We start from the raw sequence: 23,810 nt of genomic DNA on the forward strand, positions 1-23,810 counted from the left end.
CTAATGAAAGCAACTTATATCAGAATGTGGTGGCTGAGCTTAATCATTCCTATCATACTGATATTAAGCGGTTGCTCCGGCCGGATCACGCCACCTAAATCCCCGGAAATTCCACGAGCCGTGTTTGTACTTGATCATGGGCAACACTCCAGTTTGATCATTGAAGATAAACAGGGTGATCTGGCACGTTATTCCTACGGCGACTGGCGCTATTATGCTGAGGGTAAAACCGGTATATTTTCGGGTGTCAGAGCCATCTTCGTGCCAACCAAGGCGGCGTTAGGTCGTAAACAACTCTCGGGACCGGCAACGCCTGAAAACATCCATGAGCAAGTCAAAATAGCGGTGTTAACTATTGTTTCACTTGAAGCAGAAGCCTCAGCAGTCGATGCTTTACAGCAGAAACTCGACACTGTTTATCAGCAAAACCAGGCATCACGGATCTATCGACAAGATTTTGACCTCGAATTTGTACATTACCCGATGACATACAGTGTTTTGAATAACTCCAATCAAGTCATAGGGCAGTGGCTTACTGAACTGGGCAGTGAAATCGAAGGCTGGCCGTTGTTATCAAATTGGCAGGTTAACCCCTGAACAGACAGCTTGTCTCACAGTCCACTTCAAACGTCATTTTTGGAATTGCAGACAACTTTACTGACATAATTGGCTGATACTATCTGCTCTGCAAAATTTATTGGGGTAGTCTGCATGTCAGAAAAAATCAAAGCTGTGGTGAATCATTCTCTGGCAATTGCTCAGGATATCGGGCTGATCATCGTTGCCATCGCCACGCTGGTGGCCGTGGGAATTGAAATCAATTTTATGTTTGAAAACGGTACCGTCTTACTGACCGATTTATTGTTGCTGTTTATCTATCTGGAAGTGCTGACCATGGTGGCGGTTTATTACAAGTCAGGTGAGTTACCCATCAAGTTTCCATTATATATCGCCATTGTGGCTTTAGCGCGTTACCTGATTCTGGATATGAAAAACATTGATACCTGGCGAATTCTGGGTGTTACCGTTGCGATTCTTCTGCTGGGGTTATCAATAATCGTCATTCATTATTGTCAAACCAATCTGTTTGAGAAAAGCCGTGAATCCGTTGATTAGGCCGAACCTTAGTTGAGCCCGTTTCGGCTGAACATCAACAACAATGGTTTAAGCCAATGCTGACGCCAGGTCAGTATGCTGGCAATGCCTTTTCCAGCCAGGCTAAGCAGCATTACCCAGACTAATACCGCCATAGTGGGATGGTCGGCGGCCAGACAAAGTAGTAAACCGGCAACCAGACTGCAATAACCCACAATACGTAAACGAAGTTGTTCGACTGAAGAGGGCAGACTGGTTTCGTTACCAACCACCTGACGCCAGTGATTGGGCAGGCTGAGAGAAAGACAAGCCATACCCAATAGAGTGATAAAAATGGCGGCTAACCAACAAATGACTTCAACCACGGCTGGTCTCCAGTTTTTGTGCTGAAAATTCAATGGCTTTATTCACAGCAACATTCTCACGTTTTTTCAGGAATCTTGCGGCATAAATCGCGACAGCACTGCTGACCAGCAAGCTTAAATCCACCCCGGCAACCGGCCAGTAATGAAATGCTGTTTCCAATAAATGATCGCCTGTCGTCACCCAATTAAGGATCACGGCAGCAACGGCAAGCACAGCAAATAAAATGCTTTGTTCACGCCAAGCGGGTGAAATGTGCAGATGGCGAATCGCAGAACTGCGCCAGAAGGCGTGCAGTAACATCACACTCCAGCTTCCCCAGAACACCACCTGTTCCCAGTAACCTTTACCGATCATTTCAGCGGGTAATAAGCGGTTTGCCACCAACATGCTGACGGTAGCCACCAACATGCCAGTCACAGTCGTGACAGCCAGTGCATCAACTATCTGACTGCCGGAGCTGCCCTGCAATGTATGCTGACGTTTACGTTTTTCGACAAAGAAGATAAAGCCGGTAGCAATACAGATGGCTCCGACCAATCCGCCAAATACATACAACCAACGCAGCAGCCAATGTTCAAAATGCTGTAAATGCAGTCCGGTCAGAAATTCGTTGATTTCAGAAACCGCAGAGCGGGGTGGTTCTTCACGAATTAACTCACCGGTACTGGCATTAAAGTGCATGCCTTCACCTACCAGAGCAACCCGATCACTACCGGCACGATAAATACTGACAAAGCTGTTGGCATCATCCACATGCGTGATTTTCAAAAAGCCGACTTCACCCGGCATCTCTTTCTCAGCCCAGCGTTGTTTGGCATGCGCCACCATGGCATCCACAGAAGCTATCTCAGAGGCCACCCCGGCACGGTCATGCGGTAAACCGGTTTCGCTGGCCTCAACCATTTCATGGTAATCATGTAAGGGCTCCAGCTGAGTATGTGTCACCGGAAAGTAGAAAAAGCTGGCAAAGATCACCAGACCGGTAAAGGTAAAAAAGAAATGAAACGGCAATGCCACCATGCCGGTGAGATTATGCAAATCCAGCACACTGCGCTGCGTTTGTTTGTCTGGACGGAAGGTAAAAAACTCACGGAAACGCTTACGATGAATAATCACCCCACTGACTAAAGCCGCCATCATAATAAAGGCGGCAATACCGACGATATAAATGCCAATGCGATTCCAGTTCCAGTTCAGGCTGTAATGCATCGGATAGAAAAACTTGCTGCCGATTTTCAGCTGGTCATCGGGGAACGCCTTACCAGTACGTGGATCAATGGTGATATTGCCATGAATATGATTATGACCTTCAGGGTCGAGTGGCTGCGGCACCAGAAAGCCAACACCCATAATCAGCACCGGATCACGATGCGTGGTGTAAGCCCAGAATTCATCGGCTGGTAATTCGGTACGAGGAGTCATCGGCCCCTGACTCAAATCATGCAGCAGCGGCATGTTGGTGTTGTAATCCTGCTCATTGGGTTCAACCGAACGAAGAATCGGCAGCAACATCTCATCAAAGGATGGCATCACCTGTGGTTCAAAACGGCTTTCCGGAATTGACCAGCGATCAATTTCACGATCAAAAACGGACAGGCTGCCAAAAAAGAACACCACCATCAGAATAAAACCCAGGGTCAGACCAAACCAGGTATGCAGCCAGGCCATTGATTGTCGAAAGCTACTGAACATGGTTTAAATTCCTTGTAAAAATGACTGTTGCACAACACTGGCCAGCACGGTCATTACCACACCACCCCCAAACAGAATCAGCCATAACCGAATTAACTTATCTGTTGCCATTCCCCATAAAAACAGACTGAGATAGACCAGTAAGCCCAGCATCAACATGCCCATTTCAACATCATGAAATTCCACACCCAACGGAATCAAAGCCGCAATAGTGATGGCAATCAGGCCCCAGGTGAACAGATAGCCGCCCACCAGACTGGCAAAAATCCGGCTGGCAACTGGCCAGGCGGGAGAGGAAAAATTCGGCATGAAAACGGACCTGTCTGAAAAACGAAATGCATCACTGAGAGATAACACTCTGTGAATTGCTAAAATCTAATGCTAAATGATAATAATTAACATTCACATTGTATAGCGGTATGCTTTTTAATTAAAGGGGAAAAATTCATCCACAGCGCTTCTCCCTGGTAATCGAATCGCCACTGTTTGATAAGTACAACCAGCTTTGTAGTTCAATAATTTCAGCCTTTGTAAAACAACACCTATTGACAGCAATGCTATAAATTTAATGGATGCTTTAAAGCCCAACGATTTTTTAAACTTCAGGAAACATGAACCGACATGAATAACAATAAGCGAAGCCATTTCTTTGTAAAACAATGGATGTTGGTGTTATGGCTTTTAGCCAGTAGTTCGGCATTTGCTCAAGCTCCCTTCGAACTTGCCAAAGTGAAGACCGAAGCAGGGCAATCACATTCTTATATCGCCGAAGAACATGATATTAAAGTGCCCGTCACCGTGATACATGGCACACAACCCGGGCCGGTGTTATTACTCACAGCCGGAGTGCACGGGGATGAGTTTCCAGCCATTTTGGCTTTGCAACGTCTGCGCGAAGAGGTCGATGCAAAACAATTAAAAGGCACGTTAATAATGGTGCATCTGGCTAACTTGCCGGGGTTTCATGCCCGCCGGGTTGCTTTGCATCCTGCCGATAATAAAAATCTTAATCGCGAATTTCCCGGTGATAAAAACGGTACCCCCACCGAACAACTGGCCGAGTTTTTTACCCGTGAATTTATCAGCCGCATCGATTTTCTGATTGATATGCATTCCGGCAGCTGGAATCAGCAGTTATGGCCACACGTCTATTCACCGTTTGTCGGTGATCAACAACTGGACGATCTGACCTTTGAATTCGCCAAAGCCATCGGTATGCAACATATCGTAATGTATGGCGAACGTCCACGCGATCCGGCCAATTCGATTTCCTATCCGAATACCGCCATGACACGCGGCAAACCCGGCCTCACCACTGAAATAGGTCATCTTGGTCAACGTGATGAAGCATCAGTTGAAGACACGCTAACGCTGTCGCGAAATGCGCTGTACTTTCTGGAAATGCTGCCCGGCAAACCAATGCCGCATTCAGATCCGATCATCTATGACAAACTCAAATCCGTTGCCAGCCCGGCCGATGGTTTATTCACCCCACGCGTTGAAATCGGCAGTGCCGTAGAAAAGGGCACCATCGTCGGAGATATCAGAGATTATTTTGGCAATATCGTCGCCGAGTTAACCGCACCCGTAAGCGGAACTGTATTGATGATTAACGACACCCCGCCGGTTAAGGCAGGCGAAACACCTGTAACCATTGGAATTGAGCAGGAAAACTAAGAAATTAGCCTGAATACTATTGTCACTCGACAGGCAAATTCATAACTGCTTGCTGTAGCGACGTTATCAGGAATAAAGTTCATCAACAGCGCCTGGGAGCAAAAATGACATGAAGCTCGAGTTTAAATGGTCTCGTTTGGAATCTTTAACTACCATCGAGCTTTACGAGATCATCAAAGCGCGTGAATCGGTTTTTGTTGTCGAGCAACATTGTCCCTATCAGGAAACCGATGATTTGGACCTTCACGCCTGGCATCTATCTGCCCTGGTAAATGGTGAACTGGCCGCTTACGCCAGAGTTATTGAGCCGGGAATTAAAAGCAACCAGCCGTCGATTGGCCGCGTGATGAGCGTTAAAAAATTCAGGGCGCAAGGAATCGGTAGAGCACTGATGGAAGAAGCTATCAAATTCATTGAACTCAAATTTCCAGACAATGACATCAAAATCTCAGCACAGGTTTACTTACAACAGTTCTATACATCACTTGGTTTTCATGCTTCTGGAGAACCGTATGATGAAGATTGTCTACCGCATATCGACATGATTAAGTCAGTAAATCACACAGCTAAATACTGAGCGATTGTGCAAAGAGATTATATCGAATCATCTTTAAATGCTGCCGACAGGTAACCCGTTTTGCACGATCCAAATGGTAGCTCAGCTTGGACTTACTTCATACATTTGATACAATTTTTCAGGCTATGTAATACATAGTTATACAAATGGTGATGATATGAAAACAGAAATGCTGAGTACCCGAATTGACCACGAGACCAAGTTAGCTTTTACGAACGTTTGCGAGGATATGGGACTTAGCCCATCTCAAGCCATAAAGCTTTTTGCCAAGGCGGTAATCAATTATGGCGGTATACCGTTTGAGCTGAGAATGAAACAGCCTAATGCAACAACAGCCGCAGCTATCGCCGAGTTAGAGACGGGCAAGGCAAATTCTGCCAGCGATATTGAAACACTGTTCAAGGAACTGAACATTGGTAAATTGGATAATGCTTAAACTTGAGTACTCGACCCAGTTTAAAAAAGACTTTAAGAAAATAGTGAAACGGCCAATTGCCGATGTAATTGAGGTCGGCCACGTCATTAAACAACTACAACTCGGCGAAACGCTCCCGGAAAAGTATGTTGATCACCCGCTGTCTGGCAATTGGCAAAATTATAGAGACTGCCACATAAAACCTGACTTGGTTTTAATTTATAAACTCGACAATACCTCGCTCAAGCTGGCCAGAATAGGCACTCATGCCGACTTGTTTCGATAGCAGGCTGGTGAACGGTATTAAACCTTACTCAACAATAAAATCTGTTAAATGCTTGCTGTAACGTTATAGCCGGGCGTAAAGTCTTTGCGTAGGCCTCACGGATCATGGACGCTAAGCCATGTATCAAAACATTATTTCCATAGTTGCCACCAGAGATATTTAGGAGCAGAGCAGAAAATCAAGGTGTCAGCCAGCTTGATTATGCAAAATCAAGGGAAATCAAGGGGAAATCAAGGTGTCAGCCAGCTTGATTATGAAATCAAATTTATTCAAACAGAATGAAGCAGTGAAAACATAGTGTTAATCTGACCTTAAATTTAAAAACTTTGGGAAGGAAAACGACACAATGAAAAAAACGATTTTATTACCTATTTTTTTAATCCTTTCGGCATGCAAAGTAGACACCGTTATTGATGTTTCAACCGATCAGCTCAGAAATGAAACCCCCGAAAATTTAACAGCCAGCTTGTATCTTGAAATACCATCCTGCAATGATTATGAAGATTCACGCAGAGAATCTGATTCATTAGTCAACGCTAAAGCAAAAACACCGCAATTGTTTAAAGGTGCAGAATACGTTGAATGTTTTACTCAAAAAATGGACACATGGGCTCATTTCAAAATACCCGTTGCAATTATAAAAGACTCTCGCTCGCCTGTTACTGATTTGAATCTTGTAAGCAATGAATTCACTTTAATGGGTATGGCTGCGAAAGAAGATTTTGTTAAAAGGTTGGAAGATGAAAATAGTCGTTCCTATGTTTCTAACGATTATTACATTGAAATAAATTTAAAAACTAATGATGAATTTGATATTAAAGTTATATCTGCATATTTACAGGAGCATCCATACACAATTGGCACAGGTACCTTCAAAAAAGATGCAACTATCAAAATATCCCTTTCTGATGTCTCCATTGATCAGCTACTAACCGATCATCAAGTAGTAATACTTGAGTATCAGTGATATCTAGGTCAAGAATAAAAATTCAAATCAATGAAAATCAAGGGGCCATCCAAGCTGATTACACGCTCCCCTTTGATACCTTGTTAATCTCGATTAATGCTGTCGCTAATTCCATATGGTACTTATTGTTTTCTGACAGCGTTTTATCGTCGTATTGAGCTAAGCTCTTAACAAGAGAAAAATACTTGCAGCACGCATTGTTAATTATTAATCCGCATAGCCGAAATGGGCAAGCTGAGGCATTGGAAGAGGCCGTGCAATTGCTTGAAGCGTCAGGCATTGAGGTATCCGTTTGTGAGTCTGAAAGCGAAGCCCATTTGATTTCGCTCATTGAAGCGTATGAACGAGAAGACGGAATCATTATTCTGGCCGGTGGTGATGGAACCATCAGCTCCGCTTTGGATGCTATCTATACCTGTCAACGCACATTGGCTATTTTCCCAATGGGAACGGCAAATGATCTTGCCCGATCCATTGGTGTCCCGGAGGATCTGTTATCCGCTGCACAGGTCATCGTTGATGGCAGGCGCGAACGCATCAGTTTAGGTAAAGTCAATAAACAGGCTTTTATTAATGTGGCTCACGTAGGCTTAGGGGTTGATGTGACACGTGAGCTCACCTCGGATAGCAAAAAGTTCTTTGGTGTATTCGCGTATCTTGGTGCTTTTTTTAAAGCAATTAAGCGTAACAAAAGCTTCAAAGTTCACATCAAAGCAGATGACTGGCAGTGCTCCACCAAGGCCATTCATCTGGCAATAGGCAATGGTCGGTTTTATGGTGGCGGGAATATCGTTGATCAACGATCAACGTTGCTGGATGGACAGCTGAATTTGTTTTTTATCAAGCCGCAACGATGGTGGCAGCTTTTGTTGCTCGGACCTCAATTACGTAACGGTGATTTGCATACGACGGACCGCATTGTCCGTAAAACCGCTGAAAAGTTCAGTATTCAGACCACTAAACCTAAAGCGTTGGAAGCCGATGGTGAAGCTAAAACGGCAACGCCCGCAGACTTTGACGTTATCCCTAAAGCCATCGAAGCCATTGTTGGCGATATGCCAACAGCCACCTCAGGAACAGTTTGATATGTTGATAATACGTACTGATGACCAGGCCGATGCTCTGGAGATTTTAAAATTAATCATCGAAACAGCCGACTTTTACCGGGCAATGGGTGAGTTATTAACGGAAGAAAATGTGAATCATCCGCTTTTTGACATTGCCAAACAACGGGAGTCGTATATAGAGTCGTTTCGAAAAGTCGTTAAACAGTTGCATGAACTTCCAGCGACACCCGATTCCGATAAAGAATGGGTTGATGAGCTTGGTGGCAGAATTACCAATTTGTTTTCTGCTGATTCCACCCAGGCGATTTTAGATAAATGTCTTAAAAAAGATGAAGTGCTGGCTGAGCTAATCAACAATACGGCATTAGGTGAACAGTCGACAGAATTCAAAAAGTTACTTGATTCTCTGTATAAGCATCTCGCTGAGACAAAACAACTCATATTAAATAATTAAGCAATATCAGCTGTCCGCCAAATAGATTGTGAATCAACTTTTTACCAAGACGCTTGTCCTCTTTCCTATGATTAAAGTGAAAACTGTCCATCTTTGACCAGCTTAATTGAAATCTAAGGAGCGCTTACCATGAACAAACGCTTCACTCGCAGACAGAGTCTCAAGTTGATCGGTGCCGGTCTGGCCGTTTCCATATTGCCTCCCATGCCGATTTTTGCTGCCGGCAATGAGCTGCTTCAAAAACGCTATTCGGGTGATAAAAAGCTGCCGGTCATTGGTATGGGCACCTGGCGTACTTTTAATGTCGGCAGTGATTCAAAGTTGCTCGATGCCCGGGCCGAAGTGGTAAGAACCTTTTTTGAGCTTGGCGGTGGCATGATTGATTCTTCGCCGATGTATGGTTCTGCACCGGATGTAATGGGCCATGCATTGCAGCAGCTTGGTATTCCTGACAGTTTGTTCTCAGCCGAAAAAGTCTGGAGCCCGGCCGGTGGTTCAGCTCACGAACAGGTTGCTGATTTGAAAGCACGCTGGCAGGTCGGTTATTTCGATCTGGTGCAAGTACATAATCTGACAGACTGGCGGGAACACCTGGCGGCGCTGCGTGAAATGAAAGCTGAAGGCAGAATTGGCCATATCGGCATTACCACATCGCATGGTCGTCGTCACACAGAGTTCGAACAGATCATGGCTTCTGAAGACATCGACTTTATTCAGCTTACCTACAATATAGCCCAGCGTGAGGCAGAAAAACGGCTGCTGCCTTTGGCAGAAGAAAAAGGCATTGCGGTGATCGCCAACCGACCCTTTAATGGCGGCAGTCTGATTCAGGGTTTGAAGCGCCGTGACGCGCCACTGCCCGAATGGGCAGAGGCGGAATGTGGCTCGACGACCTGGGCAGAGTTTCTGTTGAAGTTTATTGTCAGTCACCCGGCCATGACCTGCGCCATTCCCGCGACAAGCAAGGTAGAGCATCTTCGTGAAAATATGCGTGCCGGTCTTGACCCGATGCCTTCGGCCAGCACCAGACAAAAGATGGCGCGTTATATCGAGGCGCTATGAACAGCTGGACCAGCTACGATCTTCACGATTTTATTCCCTTTACTGCCGATATCTATTTTCGCTTGCTTGAACGCATGAGTGAAAGTTTCTGGCCACTGCATCTGCTGACACTGATGCTAGGGGTGACAGCTGTTTGGCTGGCATTCAAAAATTACTCCCGATTAGTTTGTCTTTTGATCGCGCCTGTGTGGGCGTTTGTAGGGTATGCATTTTTTATACAACATTATGCCGAGCTCAACTGGGCAGGTGGCTATATTGGCTATGTTTTTTTCGCCCAGACCATCCTGTTGTTATTGGTTGCACTCACCGGTCTGGGATTTGACAATGTTTCGCGCAAAAAGCCAGCGGCTGTTATTGGTATAGCGATTGCCTTGGCGGGATTGATTGGCTTGCCGTTTATGGCGCCACTCATGGGGGGATCCTGGCTACAGGCCGAAGTGTTTGGTATCCATGCTGATCCGACTGCCGTAACCACGCTGGGACTTGCATTGATTATGTTCAGGGGATGGGGGTTGTGGCTGATCGCCATCATGCCGGCATTCTGGTTATTAATTTCTGGTCTGACCTTATGGGTATTGGGTACGCCGGGAGCTATTGCACTGTTTGCCATAGTGGCAACAGGACTGATCGGGCTGATTTGGAAAAGTGCTGAAAGTCGGTTTGTTTAAACTGGCGGATTAATTAAATAGTTTGAAGCGAAAGTCTCAACAGGCTTTCGTTAAATGCCTGTGAGCAGAAAGAAAACGCAAACTTGAGTTGGGTCTGGTCTTGGTGAAAATATCAATCCTCGATGATTGTGGTAATGGATTAATATGACTTTCAAGCTGATGATTGACGGAGCAACAGCATGTATACGAACAACTATCTGCGTAACCGCGGCATTTTTATTTTGATCATCCTGGCTGTGGCATTGTTGTCTGCCTGGCTAATAAGACCACACCCTGAACTTGAAACCTTTTATGTTGATGGGACAGTGGTTGAAATAACTGAAGGCCAACTCACCACCATGCTGGTGGAAATTGAAAATGGTGACAAAACAAGGCTGTTGGTCAGCCAGAAAGTACCCGACCTGGATAGCCCCATTCGTCTGATTGGCAAACGCTATGCTGACGGTAACGTACGTTATCAAATCCCTGCAAATGAAGAACTTGAGTAATTCACGTCTCTGACGTGTTTAACATGTTCTCTGTAACAGTCTGCGATTTCATTTGTCTTTGAGCTATATCTTGCTTAAGGAGTTTTTATGATGAATTTTTTCACTAAATATGGATTTGTGATTCTGGCAGCCATTTTTTTCCTGTCTGGTGCGGCAAAATTAGCTGGTTTGGCGTTTGAGATTCAGGCCTTTGAGCGTTGGGGATATCCACTGTGGTTTATGTACCTTACTGGTTTTATTGAAGTTTCAGGGGCCGTGGTATTACTGATTAAACCCGTGCGGGCACTGGCAGCTGCTGGGCTGAGCCTGTTTATGATTGGACCGGTCGTGACGCATGTTTTGCATGCCGAGTGGGGCATGATGATGGTTGCTTTGGCAATCATGTTGTTGGCAGGCTGGATTGCCTGGCAATGGCGGGAAAGTGTCTCACTGTCATTTTTAATCAAGTGAAATATGCTGACTCTGACGCCAAATATTCAGCCGCCAATGTAGAATTATGGTTCTCCAATTCGTCTATACATTAAATACTTAAGCAGACGCCCTTGAAAATCGTGATTGTAACTCTGGTATAAGCCAATTTAAGTAACGTAAGGGAAGCATGGTGTAATAGAGTGAATATCCGGGCTAAATAAGCCCGATCAGTGGTTTTCATATTTGTTCGAATTTCTTAACCCACCAGGAATTCTATGATGAACAATACTATACGAACAGCCACACCGGCCGATGAACCTGTCATCATCAACACCATCATTCTGGCATTTGCAATGGACCCGATGGTGCGATGGACATGGCCCGACCCAAGTCTTTATCTTGCCAATATGCCCGAACTTATACATGCATTTGGAGGCGGGGCTTTTGTGCAGCGCAGTGCACATATTACGCATGACCAGCGAGGTGCAGCATTATGGCTACCGCCTGATACACATCCGGATGAAGAAAAATTAGGCTTACTGATTGAAAGCACCGTTGCCGGGCCTCAGCAGCAGGAAGTGTTCATGGTCTTAGAGCAAATGGGCGATTTCCGTCCAGATGTGCCTCACTGGTATTTACCCTTGATAGCTGTCGATCCGACACATCATGGAAAGGGGCATGGCTCATCTTTGATGAAACATGCGCTCGAGCAATGCGATAAGGATGGCTGTCAGGCTTACCTCGAGTCATCAAACCCGAGGAATATTTCGTTGTATCAGCGCCACGGATTTGAAGCTTTGGGTGAAATCCAGTGTGGTTCATCTCCTACGATGATTCCAATGTTGCGGTTACCGCATTGATAGTGCATATATTTGTCGAATAAAATTCCTCGCCCAATGACAAAGATCAACAGACCCTAGTAATCTGATATCAAATATCCGGGCTTATTTATTGCTGAGCCGTGGGGGAGTCTCGTTGTAATTGGAAATGGTGCGATAAACATGTTTAAGCAATTGCGTGACTGGCGTGAAGCCCGAAAGATTAAAAAGATGGGGTTTACTGCAGAGCAGTGGGAGTCTGCAGTTGCTGACTGGTCGGTTATGGAGCGTTATCATGGCGCGGAGCGTGAGGCGTTGCGAAAGCTGACCTTTCGTTTGCTTGCTCGTAAAACCGTGCTTTCGGGGGCCGAATTTCAATTTACGGATGCGATGTGTCTCAAACTTGCGACTATGGCCTGTGTGCCCATTCTGCATCTTGGGCTTCACTGGTATGACCACTGGCAAACGATTATTCTTTATGAGGGGGATTTTGTGCCGAATCGTCCTTATCGCACAGATGATGGGGTGGTTCATCCAAGAAGCCCCGGCCTGAGTGGCGAAGCCTGGGAGCAGGGACCAGTAATTTTATCGTGGCAGGCGATTAGCGAAAGTGGCGGCGATACCCGCCATGGTAAAGCCAGTAATGTGGTGATTCACGAGTTGGCACATAAGCTGGATATGCTGCGTGATGGGGCCAATGGTGCGCCGCCGATGCATCCCGATATGCGACCCGGTAAATGGCACGATATTTTTACAGCGGCGTGGGATAGATTGGAAAATGATCTTCAGCATCATCGCTCGTTACCGATTGATGACTATGCACTGACCAGTCCGGCAGAATTTTTTGCCGTGTGCAGTGAGGCTTTTTTTGAGGCACCCAAAACCATGAAACAGGAAATGCCCAAAGTCTATCGGTTGTTATGCCAGTTTTATCGTCAGCAGCCAGTACCATTGGATTAAGCTGCTCAGGCAAAGCCGCTCTCATCAATTGAACATTAGTCCCGCGGATATTGTCCTGCCTTGATCTGCCCACGTGATAAATTCACTTTAAGGCAGACAATAAACGCCAGAGCAAAAAACACGGCACACAGCAAAATCGCATTCTGCAAACCAACCAATGCCTGCATCAGGCCGACACCGACCAGACCAATAATGGCGGCCAGTTTGTGTGATAAGCCCCAGAAGCCAAAGAATTCAGCCGCTCTGGGCAGTGGCGTTAATTTGCCGACAATTGCACGGCTGGCCGATTGTGTGGCACCCAGACATAAACCGGCTGCTACAGCGACAACCAGAAAGATATCCTGCCGTTCGGCCTGATACCCCAGCGAATTAATACCGTCAGTAATATTAGGTGTTTGCCAGATCAGCAACACCGCGCCAATCCAGAACAGCAGGGTGAATTGATAGGTAAACTGACTGCCGCGCCGATCTTCGGCCCAGCCAAAAAATATGGCTCCCAGTGTGGCCGTCACTTGCACTGTGATAAAGGTGAGTACCCGCATTTTTTCATCCCACTGCACTACCTGTGCACCGTAGATAAAGGTAAAAGCGATAATGATATAAATGCCTGACATGGCAAACAAAGCCGACAGCAAAAAGATACTCAAGTCCTGATAACCACGCAGATGTTTGAGACTGCCTTCCAGCCGTTGCCAGCCCTGACGCCAGATACTGCTCTCTATCGTGTGACTTGATTTGCCACGTTCTTTCAGTAGCACAAAGGTCGGAATTGCTGCCAGCAGGAAAAAGCCCGCTGCAAAAGGTCCAACCCAGCGTACATTTTGAAAATTTTCCAGGCTGACTTCACCCAGAAACAACAAGGCCAGTCCGGTAGCGACCAAACCGCCTACATACCCCAGGGCCCAACCAAAACCCGAGATTTTGCCCAGATCTTCCGGCGGACCAAGATCCGGTAAAAAGCTGGCAATAAACGATTCACCAATGGAGTAGGCATAATTGGAAATTACTATCAGCAACATGCCGAGCAGAATGTAACCGGGGGCGACAAAATACAGCAGCGCCGTGGCGATGACGGTAACCAGATAGCTGATAAACAAAAACCGTTTGCGCCGGGCGGTCAGATCCATCACCGCGCCGAAAAACGGTGCCGTCAACACCACCAGTAAATAACCCGCTGCCAGTGACAGACTCCACAATAGATTGCCAAGCCGATAGGCATTTTCGGCATCACCGACAATCACCCGGGTAAATAAATCGCCAAACACCACGGTGATAATCAGCAATGTGTAGGCCTGATTGGCAAAATCGAACATTGCCCAGCCGAAAATTTCCTTTTTGTCAGCGCGTGGTTGGCTCATCGTCATTTCGTATGTTGGAAAAAAAGCCGACTATATCATCAATGAACCCGAAGGCGATTTACACAAGCTAAATAGAAATTGATTACACTGCTATAAAAAGCGAGGAGCAATAACGTTTGAAGCCAGTAATACAGGAAGAAACCACAGGATGTGGCATTGCGGTAGTAGCCAATATCTTGGGCAAGACGTATTTAGAAATGAAGGCTATAGCCAACGCAATGGGAATTTATGCTGAAGACCAATCACTTTGGTCTGATACGCAGTATGTCAGGCAGATGTTAAGCCGGAGCGGAGTTGAAACTTCTGCTGATGAAATTCCTTTCGAGGCTTGGGATAAATTGCCGGATTTAGCCTTATTGGCTATCAAATATCATCAGGAAAATGGCAAAAACTTCTGGCACTGGGTGGTTTTCAAACGTGAAAATGGTCAAGCCGTTGTACTGGATTCGGCAAGCTACCTACCATGGAATATCAGGAATGACTTTGATGCCATGCAGCCCAAGTGGTTTATTGAGGTAAAGAATACGAGTTTATAATCAATTATCTGGACAAAATCATGAAACAAACCGGAAAAATTAATTACCTTGAAATGCCTTCGCGAAATCTCGACGTGACAAAGCAATTCTTCAGTGACGCATTTGACTGGTCGTTTGTGGATTATGGCCCTGAGTATGTCGCCATTGAGGATGCCGGGCTGGATGGGGGATTTTTTAAATCTGACAAAGTAGCGACAACTGAGAACGGAAGTATATTGGTTGTGTTTTATAGTTCAGAGTTGGAAAACACGGTCGAGAAAGTCAAAAACGCTGGTGGTCAAATTATTCAGGATATCTTTTCATTCCCCGGAGGGCGTCGGTTTCATTTCACCGATCCCAATGGTAATGAATATGCGGTTTGGTCTGAATAGAGTTCTTGCAGCTATTCAGACAGGGACGTTCCCACGCGGAGCATGGGAACGAGTCATAAAAACACTTGTTTGGATCTAGCTGAGCACCTTAACAGGGCCGTGGTCATCACAATGATCGCCATGTGGATGGTGAAGATGACCATTGACCAGATAATCGGTGTGATCGCCGTGTGGTACAGCTTCATGTCCACAATCCGGGCCGTGAACGTGATCCGGATCGTGACCGGCACATTCATGATGCGGCGTGCAGTCATCCGGGTTTTTCGCTGTCACTTCAATTTTATGCTCATCAATATGCACTTCGTGCACGTGATGCAAGTGCCCATCATGTAAAAAATCGGTATGGCCATTATGTTCAATTTGGGTATGGCCGCAGTCAGGGCCGTGTTTGTGCGAGTGGTTTTGATGCACGTTACAACTCATGTCAATCTCCTTAAATCAGTTACTTTCGTTGGCATGTGCAAGGGCGTTTTCTATCATTTCAACAACATGCTGATCAGCTAGTCGGTAATAAAGATGTCGGGCATCCCGTCTCCGGGTCACCAGATTCGCATTCAGTAATGTTTGTAAACGGGCTGAGACGGTAGATAGCTTGTTTTCAGTGGTGACCAAATCGCCTACGCAGAGTTCACCTTGCCGTAAACGATACAAAAGAGTCAGTCGCGATGGATCACCTAATGCCTTGAACAATGCAGCAGTGCGTTCCAGTTGCTGAACACTGGGTTCGTTGCTGCTGCAATTGCGTTGCTGATGTTCTTCACTACATGACTGCACTTGATATTCCAATATTCTATGGACTGTCATAACTTTAGGTCGAATAATCTATCAATGCAAGATCTAACCTCCATTTTTCAACAGAGGATGGAGAGTTTTCCCTCATTGAGAAAGTTAGCTTTTTGGGGGGAATTAATTTTAATAGAGCTATGGCAGGAGAGAACAGATACGTTTACATGCAGGGCTTTAGAACGAGCTTTAGCCTGATTCGCATAGTGCTAAATGGCTGAGAGCATAAAAATAAACACAAAGGTGGGGGCAGTGATTGCCCCCTTGTTTTATGGGTGAAAATATTTGTTTAGCAGGTCACACTTTTAGCTTTATTGATCTGCTTCCAGCTTGTTAAAAATCAGAATTTCAACGTCAAACCCGCATAAACTGATCTGCCCATGCCAGGCACCGTCACACCCCATGGAACCGATGTGTTCATGGTGGCACCCTGACCTACATACGCACCGGAAAGTGGGTGACTGTAGAGACGGTCAAAGACGTTTTCCATACCAAAATCGACGCGCGCCTGTTTCCATTCATAACTGGTACGCAGATTCACCAGCCCATATCCGGCGGTTTCGATTTCGTTGCGTTCGTTGTTGACCTTGTCTTTGCCAGCGACCAGCACCCATTCGACATTATTACGCCAGCCGTTTTTGCTGTGCTCCAGCGATAAAGTCGAGTTCAGCGGCATGATGTTATAAAGATCATCGCCGGTATCACGGTTTTTACCTCTTACATAACTGAGGGTGGCAGTTCCGGTGATTTGTCCCCATTTTTCTGACTGATAAAGCGTTTTGAAACCTGATACATCCATACCATAGAGTTTGGCTGAGACATTCTGGTATTGCAGATAAACAAAATCATTATCGGTTGTGAGATTGGCTGCCGTACAAGCGCCACCGCCTGTGCTGCAGCGTTCTGCATCAATAAAATCATCGACATAGGAAATATAAGGTGTCAGTGACACATGCCAGTCATGTTGTTTCGCATCATGGAAATTGGCGGTGAAGCTCAAGGTATGGGCGATTTCAGGATCCAGATCAACATTGCCCACATAGCCATTGCCGTCTCCGACCAGATTGACCATACGCATCGCCATGCCGTTGGTTGACCAGGCAAAGCGCTCGTATAAGTTGGGCGAACGGGTTTTCTGGGCGTAGCCGAATTCATAATCGTGGGTAGCCGAAGGTTTGAATCGCGCCAGCAAGGTCGCATCAATATTATGATCGGTGATATCACGGTCACTGGCATTAAACGCATCCGCCGCCGCCTGATACATCATCATATTGGTGTTGTAGCCTTGTACCTCATCGGTATTCATCTTGACGGTTTCATGGCGTATGCCCGCGACGGTAGTCCACTGGCTGTTCCAGGCGGCTTCCCATTCAGCAAATACACCATAGCGATCCCGCTCACCATTATTGATATTCCAGAAGGTATTCGGAGCCATCATCATGCCACCGGATGCTTCCCAGAAATCATCCAGACGATACCGTTGTAATTCTGTTCCTACACGGAACAGATCGCGTTGATTGGCATTGATTTCGGCTTTAACCGATAGGCCGTGGTTATCACCTTCGGTTTCCATTGGCATACCATTGGCGATCATCATTCCTGAGCCATAGAGAAACTGTTTGTCATCACCAAACTGCATTTTGTGATGGGTTTTTTCACGGTAAAGCGAGGTTTCCAGTGAGCCCCAGTCAAACATGCCGTTATAGATCAGGTTGATTTGATTGCTGCGGTTTTCGGTCATATCCATACGTTGATTTGGCCAGCCTTGATAGGGGATATCCTGATGGGCAAATTTAAGCTGCAGTTGGTGGTTATCCAATTTATAAGCGAAATCAATCGCATGATTCCGGCTTTCATAAGCAGAGGATCCGACTTCATCAGCATCCAAAGAACGGCCGTCGGTGGCAGCATTTCCCGCCGGTTTGAAATTGCCACCAGCATTATAGTTATTCGCTTTAGCGGTTGAGCCGGTATACGTGATACTAAAGTCTTCTGATGCCAGCGTGGTGGAGAGATGACCACCGCGGGCATCGCCATTACTCCGATAGTAACTGCCAATTTCACCTTTGGTGATAGTCTGGTCATCTGCTGCAAATTCCGGTTGTTTTGACTTGGCGATAATGGTGCCACCGATACTGTCACCCCCCAGGCTGACCGGGGCAATACCGGAATAAACCTGAATCTCTGAAACACGCGAGGGAGCAAGATAGGAGAGGGGCGGATTCATATGATTGGCACAGGCTGAAATCAAATCCATGCCATCAACCTTGATACGCAGGCGATCATCAGCAAAGCCACGCATAAACGGCAGTCCAGCGACGCCACCACCTGAATACATCGACATGCCCGCCACATCATTGAGAAATGCGGCGGTATCACTTTTATAAGCACGTTGAGCACTGATGTCATTTTCGCTCAATGTTGTGCTGTCCACCGTTGGAACAGAAGCAGCTGTGACCGTCACTCTCTCCAGCATCTCATCATCGTGTTCATGGGCGGCATACAAAGGAGCGCTTGCCAGTCCGGTCAAAATCATCATGGCTAAGGGAGAAAGACGTTTTTTCATGGTGCTGTTATTCCGGTTTAAAAAGTTAAACCAAGAATAAGCAATATGTCAGCATAAAAAGTGTGGGATTTAGGGCTGGCGTGGGTGAAATCCCATACTTTTGGCTCAATTAAATTATCAAGGCAAACCCGCGCACCCAATCGGAGTGCTGGAACAAATAATCAGATCCAATCCTATGATGGCAACAAATGAAATTGCTGCTTCATAAAATCAAGGGCAGCTGAAGGTGCTGAACATGACAGATCCGCTAGGTGCCCCACTAAACAAACAATCTCCTCCATCGGCTGTATTCCCTGAAGAAGCTGCATTAAAAGAGGTAGTAGCACTGCCAGCAATAACTGTGCGGAGGCTGCTGGTGGATGTTGAAATATTATTATTGCGAATAGTGATGTTCGTCGCTGCCATTGCGCGGATGCCAATGGCCCCAGCAGTGTTCGATATGGCGGTAATTTCGTTTCCTTTTATTACGATATTGCTTGATCCCATCGCATCGATACCTACGCCGCCACCCGTTCCACCAAAGCTCGTGATCGTGCTGTTTTCAATTACAATGCCGTTTTTATTTTGTGCCAAGATGGCGAAACGACCCGAACCACCAGTTTCAGAAATGCTGATTGTCATACCGCGCAGTGTCGTATTATCCTCCATGCTCAACGCATAGACTGCACCTTGGTTTTTTGTTGAAATAGTGGCACCAGAAAGGGTTAACACAGCGGTGCGACCGGAAGATGATTGTACTGTCATATTGCCAGCACCAATAAGCGTTTGGCCTTCGGGTATGGTGATCATATCATCGGTATGGAATGTTCCTGACAGAATAACTGTATTTGCATCAGCCTTTGCCAGAGCTGTATTAAGCTCCCCCGTTGTCGCCGTTGTGTTGCTATTTAATACCGTGAGAGACTGCCCATCAGTTGTTTGCTGAATAATTTCAGCACGACCGTAAGTGCCAGCCTGACTCACAATATCAATATCTCTTATAACCGGATCAATCATCCGGCGCTCCATTGGTTTCAGTCGTGCTTTTGATTTGCCAGAGAACTGTAGCGGGATATGAATTCTTGCACTGATGAAGCCTTGTGAGCCACGTGGGTTATCATTTTGCCACTCTGCGCCCAACGAAACTCGTGCGCCTTTCCATAGCGTGGGTATGTCGTCGAATGTCATCTCCGTGCGTAAGCGAGGACCAGAAATATCGGGCATTCCTTTACCTGTAAACCGGTAACCGCCGACAAAGAAACGCAGCTGTTTTGCTGCATCAACGGCAAAAAATGGTGCTCGCCAGCCAACTTCAGCGTCATAACCCGACATACTGCGTTCTTCACCACCGCGAAAAATCACTGATGTGCCCGATAATTCGGCTGTATTGAATGAGTCGACTTCGTGAACGCGTGTTCCGTGTGGAATATAACCATTGGCTCGCAAATCCCAGTCCATGGACAAGGCTTCGAGACTCAGTGTGGTTTGGCTGAAATAATTATCAAATTTGGTTTTACGACGATCCAGATAAGCAATGCCACCTATATTCCAGCCAGAAGAAGTCATGTGACGCAAACCCAGTCCAAAATTACCCTCACTGCTGCTGCGGTCGTCCATACGGCCACGTATATTGGTAAAAAGTAGTGTGTCATTATTCTGAAAAAGTGGAACGAATAGATCTACTTCGCCTAAATTGCGTTTGGTTCCGGCTTTGCCTTCCAGATCAAGGTGTGAACCCCATTTGGCTGGCGTGACATTTTGTGCAAATGAAGTATTCGAAAAGAACAACGCGACTGTGAATAACCCGACCAAATATTTAAAGCAGCTGGATATTTTCGATAAGGTCATTTCAATCACTGAACCCGCTGACATCTTCATTGCCAAACTCCGAATGTTAAAAAGTGAGGTGTTTAACCACCGTTCCACGATGGGAATGATGACGTAAGGCTGAGTCCTGAAACAGCATCATTGCCAAGGACAGTTCTTAATTAATTGTAAAAAAATCAAAACACTATATTACATTGATGGAGAGGCGACTATCCGATTTCCGCAAACGGATAAATTCACTCAGTAATCTATATGGCGAAAGGGGATAGGGAGCATTGATCAAACTGACATTCCCACGCGGAGCGTGGGAACGAGGTTTGAGGGGGAGGAGGGATTACCACACCATTCTGAAAGTTGCTGAAAGATCATGGCGTTGGTCAGAACTGGCCCATTCGCCTTGGTACCCCAGTTGTATTGAAGTTAGCTCAGTCATCTGCATATCGAGACCCAGAGCTAACCTGGCTCGATTACGGTCAAGCTCCGGGCCATCGACCTGGAAGTTAGCTAGCGAGGCTGCAGCAAAACCCGCACGCATTTGCGCTTCGTTATCCATGAGTTCATGAACCCAAGCCAGTTCAGCGGTGGGTTGAATGTGATAGCCTTTTTGCGTTTTCCATTGATGCGTAATACGCGCACCGAGAGCGGAGCGTAAAGAGTCCTGCTGGTCACGGCGTACATTTAGATTGGCTGCGTCGGCCTCTTTTTCAACAAAATCATCCCGATTGACAAGGGCATATTCCAGTCCGGCGAGTGGCGTGATGCTGGTATTCGCACTAACTTCAATTAGTCGGCCAATTTCAACGGCGAGATTACTGGTCCAGGCATGGTAATCCGCTCTGGCAGTAGTATTCGATAAACCAACAGTCACGCGACGATTGCTCTCAAAATCATGATAGCCAACCCCAGCGATAGCACTCATGTAATAGTTGTCGGTAAATAATCTTTTGCCATACAAAGCAGCCTGATAACTGTCTACATCCAAACTGCCTTGTGACACGCTGGCATCAGTCCGGTTATAGCCAAAAGCCAACCCCACCGTGAGTGCATCATCGGCATAAATATCCCGGCCGGCGGCTGTACCAGCTGATTTGTAATGTGCACCGCTGGCATTGGAAGTACCATCAATATCGGCATAACTGCCTGTACCACGCAGCCACCAGCCACGATTATCAGCTGGTTTATTGCTTAGTAAAGCTGTTCCTGCATCGGTCATCGTGCCGGTGTCATTGTAGGCCAACTGAATCTGCCCGTTATTGGCTAGGGTAGGAGAGCCACTTTGCAGCCGATCAAGTAGCAAACTCTGGAACTGATTAAGGGATTGCAAAGCGATTAGATTGCTGTGGGTGTGCTGCACACCACTGAGTGAGTCATAGGCTTGCTGGGCACCTTGAGCCGACAGAATATTAAGGTTATTAAACAGATTATCCAAGTTAGGGCTGCCTATGCCTGCGACAGTATCGAGTGTTGTGCTCACAGCAGTCTGGTTAGGCGTATTCGCAACAGAAGCATAGTCAGATGAATTACGACGCAAGTTTAGGAAAACATTATTGGCATCATAAGTCAGTGTCGGCGTGAGAAAGGCGAGATTGGAGCTGACACTATTGAATGTAGTACCGCCTAACCCGCCTGCTGCACTGAGGATAGTGTAATCAGTGCTAAGCGAATAGTTGCCCGCCTCAGGTAAAACCAACACCGTGCCGTTAGTGAGGGTGGCCATGCTGGTGGCATTAATCAAGTCGGAATTGCCTGCGGCATCCACTTCCACCTCATATACACCGCCACCAGAGAAATCAACACTACCGGAGACGTTCATTGTGCCGATCGAGTTGCCAGGAGTGAGGGAGCCGCCATTGATTGTAATACTGCCAAGTGTGCCACTACCGCCCAGTGACCCTCCTGCATTGACCGTTATACCGGAGTTGGCAATGGAGCCATTCACGACAAGCAGTCCATCATTAACGATAGTGGCACCGTAATAAGGGTTGTTGCCAGTCATGGTAAGCGTTCCCGTTCCTGTTTTAGTTAAATAACTAAAGTCAATAATTGTGCCGCTAAAAACAGTGGACGTATTATCGCCACCAACGGTCAGTGTAAAGCCACCCGACCCGGTATCCACATCAACAGTACCATTACCTGCTAACGAGCCAATTGTCAGATCAGATAACGATTCAAGCATGGCACCAGTACCAACGGTCACCGCACTGTTGTTTCCCAATGTTCCGCCGTTATACACTACTAACTTTCCGCTACTAATATTAGTGCTGCCGGTGTAAGTGTTATTACCACTTATATATGTTGAGCCGCTGCCAACAAAATTGACATCGGTGGTTCCCGTTATTCGGATAGTATCGCCGCCCGAAGTACTGTCATCGGTAAAAAAATAATTACTCTCATTATGGTTGAAATTAAGTGTTGCTGTACCTGAGCCTCCATTAACCGACGCCGCATTGAGAATGCCTGCCGCACCACCATTACCGATATTCAATGTGCCGCTGCCGCTGCCATATCGTCCTAATAAAACAGTCCCCGAGCCACTGTTGACATTGACCACCCCATCATTAATGATATTTAGTGTGCCGCTGCCTGACTCGCCTAGATATAATGTTTGGAGGGTATTATTCCAACTGGATCCAGCGCCATCCACGGTTACTGTTCCCTCACCGCCTGCAGACCCGCCGATAGAACCGAAGGCGTTGCTGACCGTACCGCCATTAAGGATATTAAGCGTGCCGCTTCCCGAGTTGCCTACGATTACACTGGACTGAATATTGGTAAAGTTAGAGCCCGCGCCATCTACGGTCACTGTGCCATTACTGCCAACATTCTCCCCTATAGTAACGCCCAATGAGGAGTCAGCATTGAGCACTTCACCGCCATTGGTAATCGTAAGAGTACCTTCGCCTGAAGAGCCAACGTTTAAACGAGCAATGGGGCCAGAAAGCTGCCAGCTTGAGCCAATTCCGTCGACAGTCACTGCGCCACTGCTGCCAGCACCACCTCCGATCACATTACCGGCCGAGCTTTCCAATTGACCGCCGCCCAAAATATCGAGTGAGCCATTGCTTAGATTAATCTCGAACGCTGTGGCACCAGGCACCAGAACCTGCGCAGTGCCGCCATTATCGATAAAGACAAAACTATCATCATCTGGAACCATTGAACCGAATCCACTCGACCAGTTGCTGGCGTTTTCCCAGTCGCCAGTGCCAGCGACCCAATTTAAATCAGCAGATACAGCTGGCATCATCACTATGAACGTTGTCAAAAAGGTAATGGTTGCTTTATGAACAGATGATGACTTTGGCAATGAAATTAACGTAGTTGAAGCGGTTTTACGTATAAACCGAAAATGGCGGTTCATGGATTATTCCTATTGAGCGAACAAAT

26 protein-coding genes are annotated in these 23,810 nt (G+C 46.4%); 17 read left to right on the top strand and 9 right to left on the bottom strand.

The window, feature by feature from the left end:
- Positions 1–3: 3 nt before the first annotated feature.
- Positions 4–597, top strand: coding sequence for a hypothetical protein (locus B2337_RS04365; protein ID WP_292362456.1), 594 nt, complete (start codon positions 4–6; stop codon positions 595–597).
- A gap of 114 nt (positions 598–711) precedes the next feature.
- The gene (locus B2337_RS04370) at positions 712–1,116 is read left to right on the top strand and encodes a phosphate-starvation-inducible PsiE family protein (RefSeq protein WP_292362457.1); all 405 of its coding nucleotides are present in this window, start codon (positions 712–714) and stop codon (positions 1,114–1,116) included.
- A gap of 8 nt (positions 1,117–1,124) precedes the next feature.
- On the opposite strand, the gene B2337_RS04375 is transcribed toward B2337_RS04370, so the two are convergent.
- The 3 genes from B2337_RS04375 to B2337_RS04385 are packed head-to-tail and all read right to left on the bottom strand — an operon-like array spanning position 1,125 to position 3,462.
- The gene (locus B2337_RS04375; protein WP_292362458.1) at positions 1,125–1,460 is read right to left on the bottom strand and encodes a DUF3325 domain-containing protein; all 336 of its coding nucleotides are present in this window, start codon (positions 1,458–1,460) and stop codon (positions 1,125–1,127) included.
- Positions 1,453–3,153 carry a PepSY-associated TM helix domain-containing protein gene (locus B2337_RS04380; protein ID WP_292414083.1) on the bottom strand — a complete coding sequence of 567 codons (1,701 nt, stop codon included), beginning with the start codon at positions 3,151–3,153 and terminating at the stop codon, positions 1,453–1,455. The genes B2337_RS04375 and B2337_RS04380 overlap by 8 nt, the downstream gene beginning before the upstream one ends.
- Before the next feature lie 3 nt (positions 3,154–3,156).
- Entirely contained in the window at positions 3,157–3,462 is a 306-nt protein-coding gene (locus tag B2337_RS04385) for an iron uptake protein (protein WP_292362460.1), read from the bottom strand.
- A 312-nt stretch (positions 3,463–3,774) separates the two neighbouring features.
- On the opposite strand from B2337_RS04385, the gene B2337_RS04390 reads away from it, so the two are divergent.
- From B2337_RS04390 to B2337_RS04450, 13 genes are all read left to right on the top strand, one after another.
- Positions 3,775–4,830 (top strand): succinylglutamate desuccinylase/aspartoacylase family protein, encoded by a 1,056-nt coding sequence (locus B2337_RS04390; protein ID WP_292362462.1) that lies wholly within the window; start codon positions 3,775–3,777, stop codon positions 4,828–4,830.
- Positions 4,831–4,939: 109 nt separating this feature from the next.
- Positions 4,940–5,407 carry a GNAT family N-acetyltransferase gene (locus tag B2337_RS04395; RefSeq protein WP_292414084.1) on the top strand — a complete coding sequence of 156 codons (468 nt, stop codon included), beginning with the start codon at positions 4,940–4,942 and terminating at the stop codon, positions 5,405–5,407.
- 157 nt (positions 5,408–5,564) lie between these two features.
- Complete coding sequence (locus tag B2337_RS04400; protein WP_292362464.1) at positions 5,565–5,843, top strand: type II toxin-antitoxin system RelB/DinJ family antitoxin; 279 nt, start codon at positions 5,565–5,567, stop codon at positions 5,841–5,843.
- Positions 5,836–6,108, top strand: coding sequence for a type II toxin-antitoxin system YafQ family toxin (locus B2337_RS04405; protein WP_292362465.1), 273 nt, complete (start codon positions 5,836–5,838; stop codon positions 6,106–6,108). Before B2337_RS04400 ends, B2337_RS04405 begins: the two co-directional genes overlap by 8 nt.
- Before the next feature lie 346 nt (positions 6,109–6,454).
- Entirely contained in the window at positions 6,455–7,075 is a 621-nt protein-coding gene (locus B2337_RS04410; RefSeq protein ID WP_292414085.1) for a DUF7424 family protein, read from the top strand.
- Positions 7,076–7,260: 185 nt separating this feature from the next.
- Positions 7,261–8,160 (top strand): lipid kinase, encoded by a 900-nt coding sequence (locus B2337_RS04415; RefSeq protein WP_292414086.1) that lies wholly within the window; start codon positions 7,261–7,263, stop codon positions 8,158–8,160.
- A 1-nt stretch (position 8,161) separates the two neighbouring features.
- Positions 8,162–8,596: a hypothetical protein gene (locus B2337_RS04420; protein WP_292414087.1), complete on the top strand. Its 435-nt coding sequence runs from the start codon at positions 8,162–8,164 to the stop codon at positions 8,594–8,596.
- 129 nt (positions 8,597–8,725) lie between these two features.
- On the top strand, positions 8,726–9,658 hold the full coding sequence (locus B2337_RS04425) for an aldo/keto reductase (RefSeq protein WP_292414088.1): 933 nt from the start codon (positions 8,726–8,728) through the stop codon (positions 9,656–9,658).
- Positions 9,655–10,326, top strand: coding sequence for an MFS transporter permease (locus tag B2337_RS04430; protein ID WP_292414090.1), 672 nt, complete (start codon positions 9,655–9,657; stop codon positions 10,324–10,326). The genes B2337_RS04425 and B2337_RS04430 overlap by 4 nt, the downstream gene beginning before the upstream one ends.
- A gap of 179 nt (positions 10,327–10,505) precedes the next feature.
- On the top strand, positions 10,506–10,814 hold the full coding sequence (locus B2337_RS04435) for a hypothetical protein (RefSeq protein ID WP_292414091.1): 309 nt from the start codon (positions 10,506–10,508) through the stop codon (positions 10,812–10,814).
- A gap of 87 nt (positions 10,815–10,901) precedes the next feature.
- Entirely contained in the window at positions 10,902–11,264 is a 363-nt protein-coding gene (locus B2337_RS04440) for a DoxX family protein (protein WP_292414092.1), read from the top strand.
- Positions 11,265–11,500: 236 nt separating this feature from the next.
- Entirely contained in the window at positions 11,501–12,085 is a 585-nt protein-coding gene (locus tag B2337_RS04445) for a GNAT family N-acetyltransferase (RefSeq protein ID WP_292363960.1), read from the top strand.
- A gap of 141 nt (positions 12,086–12,226) precedes the next feature.
- Complete coding sequence (locus tag B2337_RS04450; protein ID WP_292362474.1) at positions 12,227–13,003, top strand: zinc-dependent peptidase; 777 nt, start codon at positions 12,227–12,229, stop codon at positions 13,001–13,003.
- Positions 13,004–13,038: 35 nt separating this feature from the next.
- Here the strand turns inward: B2337_RS04450 and B2337_RS04455 are convergent, their stop codons facing one another.
- Positions 13,039–14,361 (bottom strand): MFS transporter, encoded by a 1,323-nt coding sequence (locus B2337_RS04455; RefSeq protein ID WP_292414094.1) that lies wholly within the window; start codon positions 14,359–14,361, stop codon positions 13,039–13,041.
- Positions 14,362–14,477: 116 nt separating this feature from the next.
- On the opposite strand from B2337_RS04455, the gene B2337_RS04460 reads away from it, so the two are divergent.
- Positions 14,478–14,897, top strand: coding sequence for a hypothetical protein (locus B2337_RS04460; protein WP_292414095.1), 420 nt, complete (start codon positions 14,478–14,480; stop codon positions 14,895–14,897).
- 20 nt (positions 14,898–14,917) lie between these two features.
- Positions 14,918–15,268 (top strand): VOC family protein, encoded by a 351-nt coding sequence (locus tag B2337_RS04465; RefSeq protein WP_292362477.1) that lies wholly within the window; start codon positions 14,918–14,920, stop codon positions 15,266–15,268.
- Between the two features lie 75 nt (positions 15,269–15,343).
- Here B2337_RS04465 and B2337_RS04470 read toward each other — a convergent pair whose 3' ends face one another.
- The 5 genes from B2337_RS04470 to B2337_RS04490 all read right to left on the bottom strand — a co-directional run bounded on the left by B2337_RS04470 (position 15,344) and on the right by B2337_RS04490 (position 23,784).
- The gene (locus B2337_RS04470) at positions 15,344–15,691 is read right to left on the bottom strand and encodes a hypothetical protein (protein ID WP_292414096.1); all 348 of its coding nucleotides are present in this window, start codon (positions 15,689–15,691) and stop codon (positions 15,344–15,346) included.
- A 15-nt stretch (positions 15,692–15,706) separates the two neighbouring features.
- Entirely contained in the window at positions 15,707–16,042 is a 336-nt protein-coding gene (locus B2337_RS04475; protein WP_292362479.1) for an ArsR/SmtB family transcription factor, read from the bottom strand.
- Between the two features lie 349 nt (positions 16,043–16,391).
- The gene (locus tag B2337_RS04480) at positions 16,392–18,617 is read right to left on the bottom strand and encodes a TonB-dependent receptor plug domain-containing protein (RefSeq protein ID WP_292414097.1); all 2,226 of its coding nucleotides are present in this window, start codon (positions 18,615–18,617) and stop codon (positions 16,392–16,394) included.
- A gap of 210 nt (positions 18,618–18,827) precedes the next feature.
- Positions 18,828–20,474 (bottom strand): inverse autotransporter beta domain-containing protein, encoded by a 1,647-nt coding sequence (locus B2337_RS04485; RefSeq protein WP_292414098.1) that lies wholly within the window; start codon positions 20,472–20,474, stop codon positions 18,828–18,830.
- Between the two features lie 283 nt (positions 20,475–20,757).
- Positions 20,758–23,784 carry an autotransporter outer membrane beta-barrel domain-containing protein gene (locus B2337_RS04490; protein WP_292414099.1) on the bottom strand — a complete coding sequence of 1,009 codons (3,027 nt, stop codon included), beginning with the start codon at positions 23,782–23,784 and terminating at the stop codon, positions 20,758–20,760.
- Between the last annotated feature and the right edge of the window lie 26 nt (positions 23,785–23,810).

This window comes from Methylophaga sp. UBA3192, assembly GCA_002363955.1.
In the GTDB taxonomy this organism is placed as follows: domain Bacteria; phylum Pseudomonadota; class Gammaproteobacteria; order Nitrosococcales; family Methylophagaceae; genus Methylophaga.

What these genes read in the sequence shown, in the direction of transcription:
- B2337_RS04455 (WP_292414094.1), bottom strand. Translation starts at nt 14,361, where the DNA reads ATGAGCCAACCACGCGCTGACAAAAAGGAAATTTTCGGCTGGGCAATG.
- B2337_RS04485 (WP_292414098.1), bottom strand. Translation starts at nt 20,474, where the DNA reads ATGAAGATGTCAGCGGGTTCAGTGATTGAAATGACCTTATCGAAAATA.
- B2337_RS04480 (WP_292414097.1), bottom strand. Translation starts at nt 18,617, where the DNA reads ATGAAAAAACGTCTTTCTCCCTTAGCCATGATGATTTTGACCGGACTG.
- B2337_RS04420 (WP_292414087.1), top strand. Translation starts at nt 8,162, where the DNA reads ATGTTGATAATACGTACTGATGACCAGGCCGATGCTCTGGAGATTTTA.
- B2337_RS04410 (WP_292414085.1), top strand. Translation starts at nt 6,455, where the DNA reads ATGAAAAAAACGATTTTATTACCTATTTTTTTAATCCTTTCGGCATGC.
- B2337_RS04490 (WP_292414099.1), bottom strand. Translation starts at nt 23,784, where the DNA reads ATGAACCGCCATTTTCGGTTTATACGTAAAACCGCTTCAACTACGTTA.
- B2337_RS04365 (WP_292362456.1), top strand. Translation starts at nt 4, where the DNA reads ATGAAAGCAACTTATATCAGAATGTGGTGGCTGAGCTTAATCATTCCT.
- B2337_RS04405 (WP_292362465.1), top strand. Translation starts at nt 5,836, where the DNA reads ATGCTTAAACTTGAGTACTCGACCCAGTTTAAAAAAGACTTTAAGAAA.
- B2337_RS04430 (WP_292414090.1), top strand. Translation starts at nt 9,655, where the DNA reads ATGAACAGCTGGACCAGCTACGATCTTCACGATTTTATTCCCTTTACT.
- B2337_RS04385 (WP_292362460.1), bottom strand. Translation starts at nt 3,462, where the DNA reads ATGCCGAATTTTTCCTCTCCCGCCTGGCCAGTTGCCAGCCGGATTTTT.
- B2337_RS04465 (WP_292362477.1), top strand. Translation starts at nt 14,918, where the DNA reads ATGAAACAAACCGGAAAAATTAATTACCTTGAAATGCCTTCGCGAAAT.
- B2337_RS04390 (WP_292362462.1), top strand. Translation starts at nt 3,775, where the DNA reads ATGAATAACAATAAGCGAAGCCATTTCTTTGTAAAACAATGGATGTTG.
- B2337_RS04370 (WP_292362457.1), top strand. Translation starts at nt 712, where the DNA reads ATGTCAGAAAAAATCAAAGCTGTGGTGAATCATTCTCTGGCAATTGCT.
- B2337_RS04395 (WP_292414084.1), top strand. Translation starts at nt 4,940, where the DNA reads ATGAAGCTCGAGTTTAAATGGTCTCGTTTGGAATCTTTAACTACCATC.
- B2337_RS04380 (WP_292414083.1), bottom strand. Translation starts at nt 3,153, where the DNA reads ATGTTCAGTAGCTTTCGACAATCAATGGCCTGGCTGCATACCTGGTTT.
- B2337_RS04470 (WP_292414096.1), bottom strand. Translation starts at nt 15,691, where the DNA reads ATGAGTTGTAACGTGCATCAAAACCACTCGCACAAACACGGCCCTGAC.
- B2337_RS04400 (WP_292362464.1), top strand. Translation starts at nt 5,565, where the DNA reads ATGAAAACAGAAATGCTGAGTACCCGAATTGACCACGAGACCAAGTTA.
- B2337_RS04435 (WP_292414091.1), top strand. Translation starts at nt 10,506, where the DNA reads ATGTATACGAACAACTATCTGCGTAACCGCGGCATTTTTATTTTGATC.
- B2337_RS04445 (WP_292363960.1), top strand. Translation starts at nt 11,501, where the DNA reads ATGATGAACAATACTATACGAACAGCCACACCGGCCGATGAACCTGTC.
- B2337_RS04450 (WP_292362474.1), top strand. Translation starts at nt 12,227, where the DNA reads ATGTTTAAGCAATTGCGTGACTGGCGTGAAGCCCGAAAGATTAAAAAG.
- B2337_RS04440 (WP_292414092.1), top strand. Translation starts at nt 10,902, where the DNA reads ATGATGAATTTTTTCACTAAATATGGATTTGTGATTCTGGCAGCCATT.
- B2337_RS04425 (WP_292414088.1), top strand. Translation starts at nt 8,726, where the DNA reads ATGAACAAACGCTTCACTCGCAGACAGAGTCTCAAGTTGATCGGTGCC.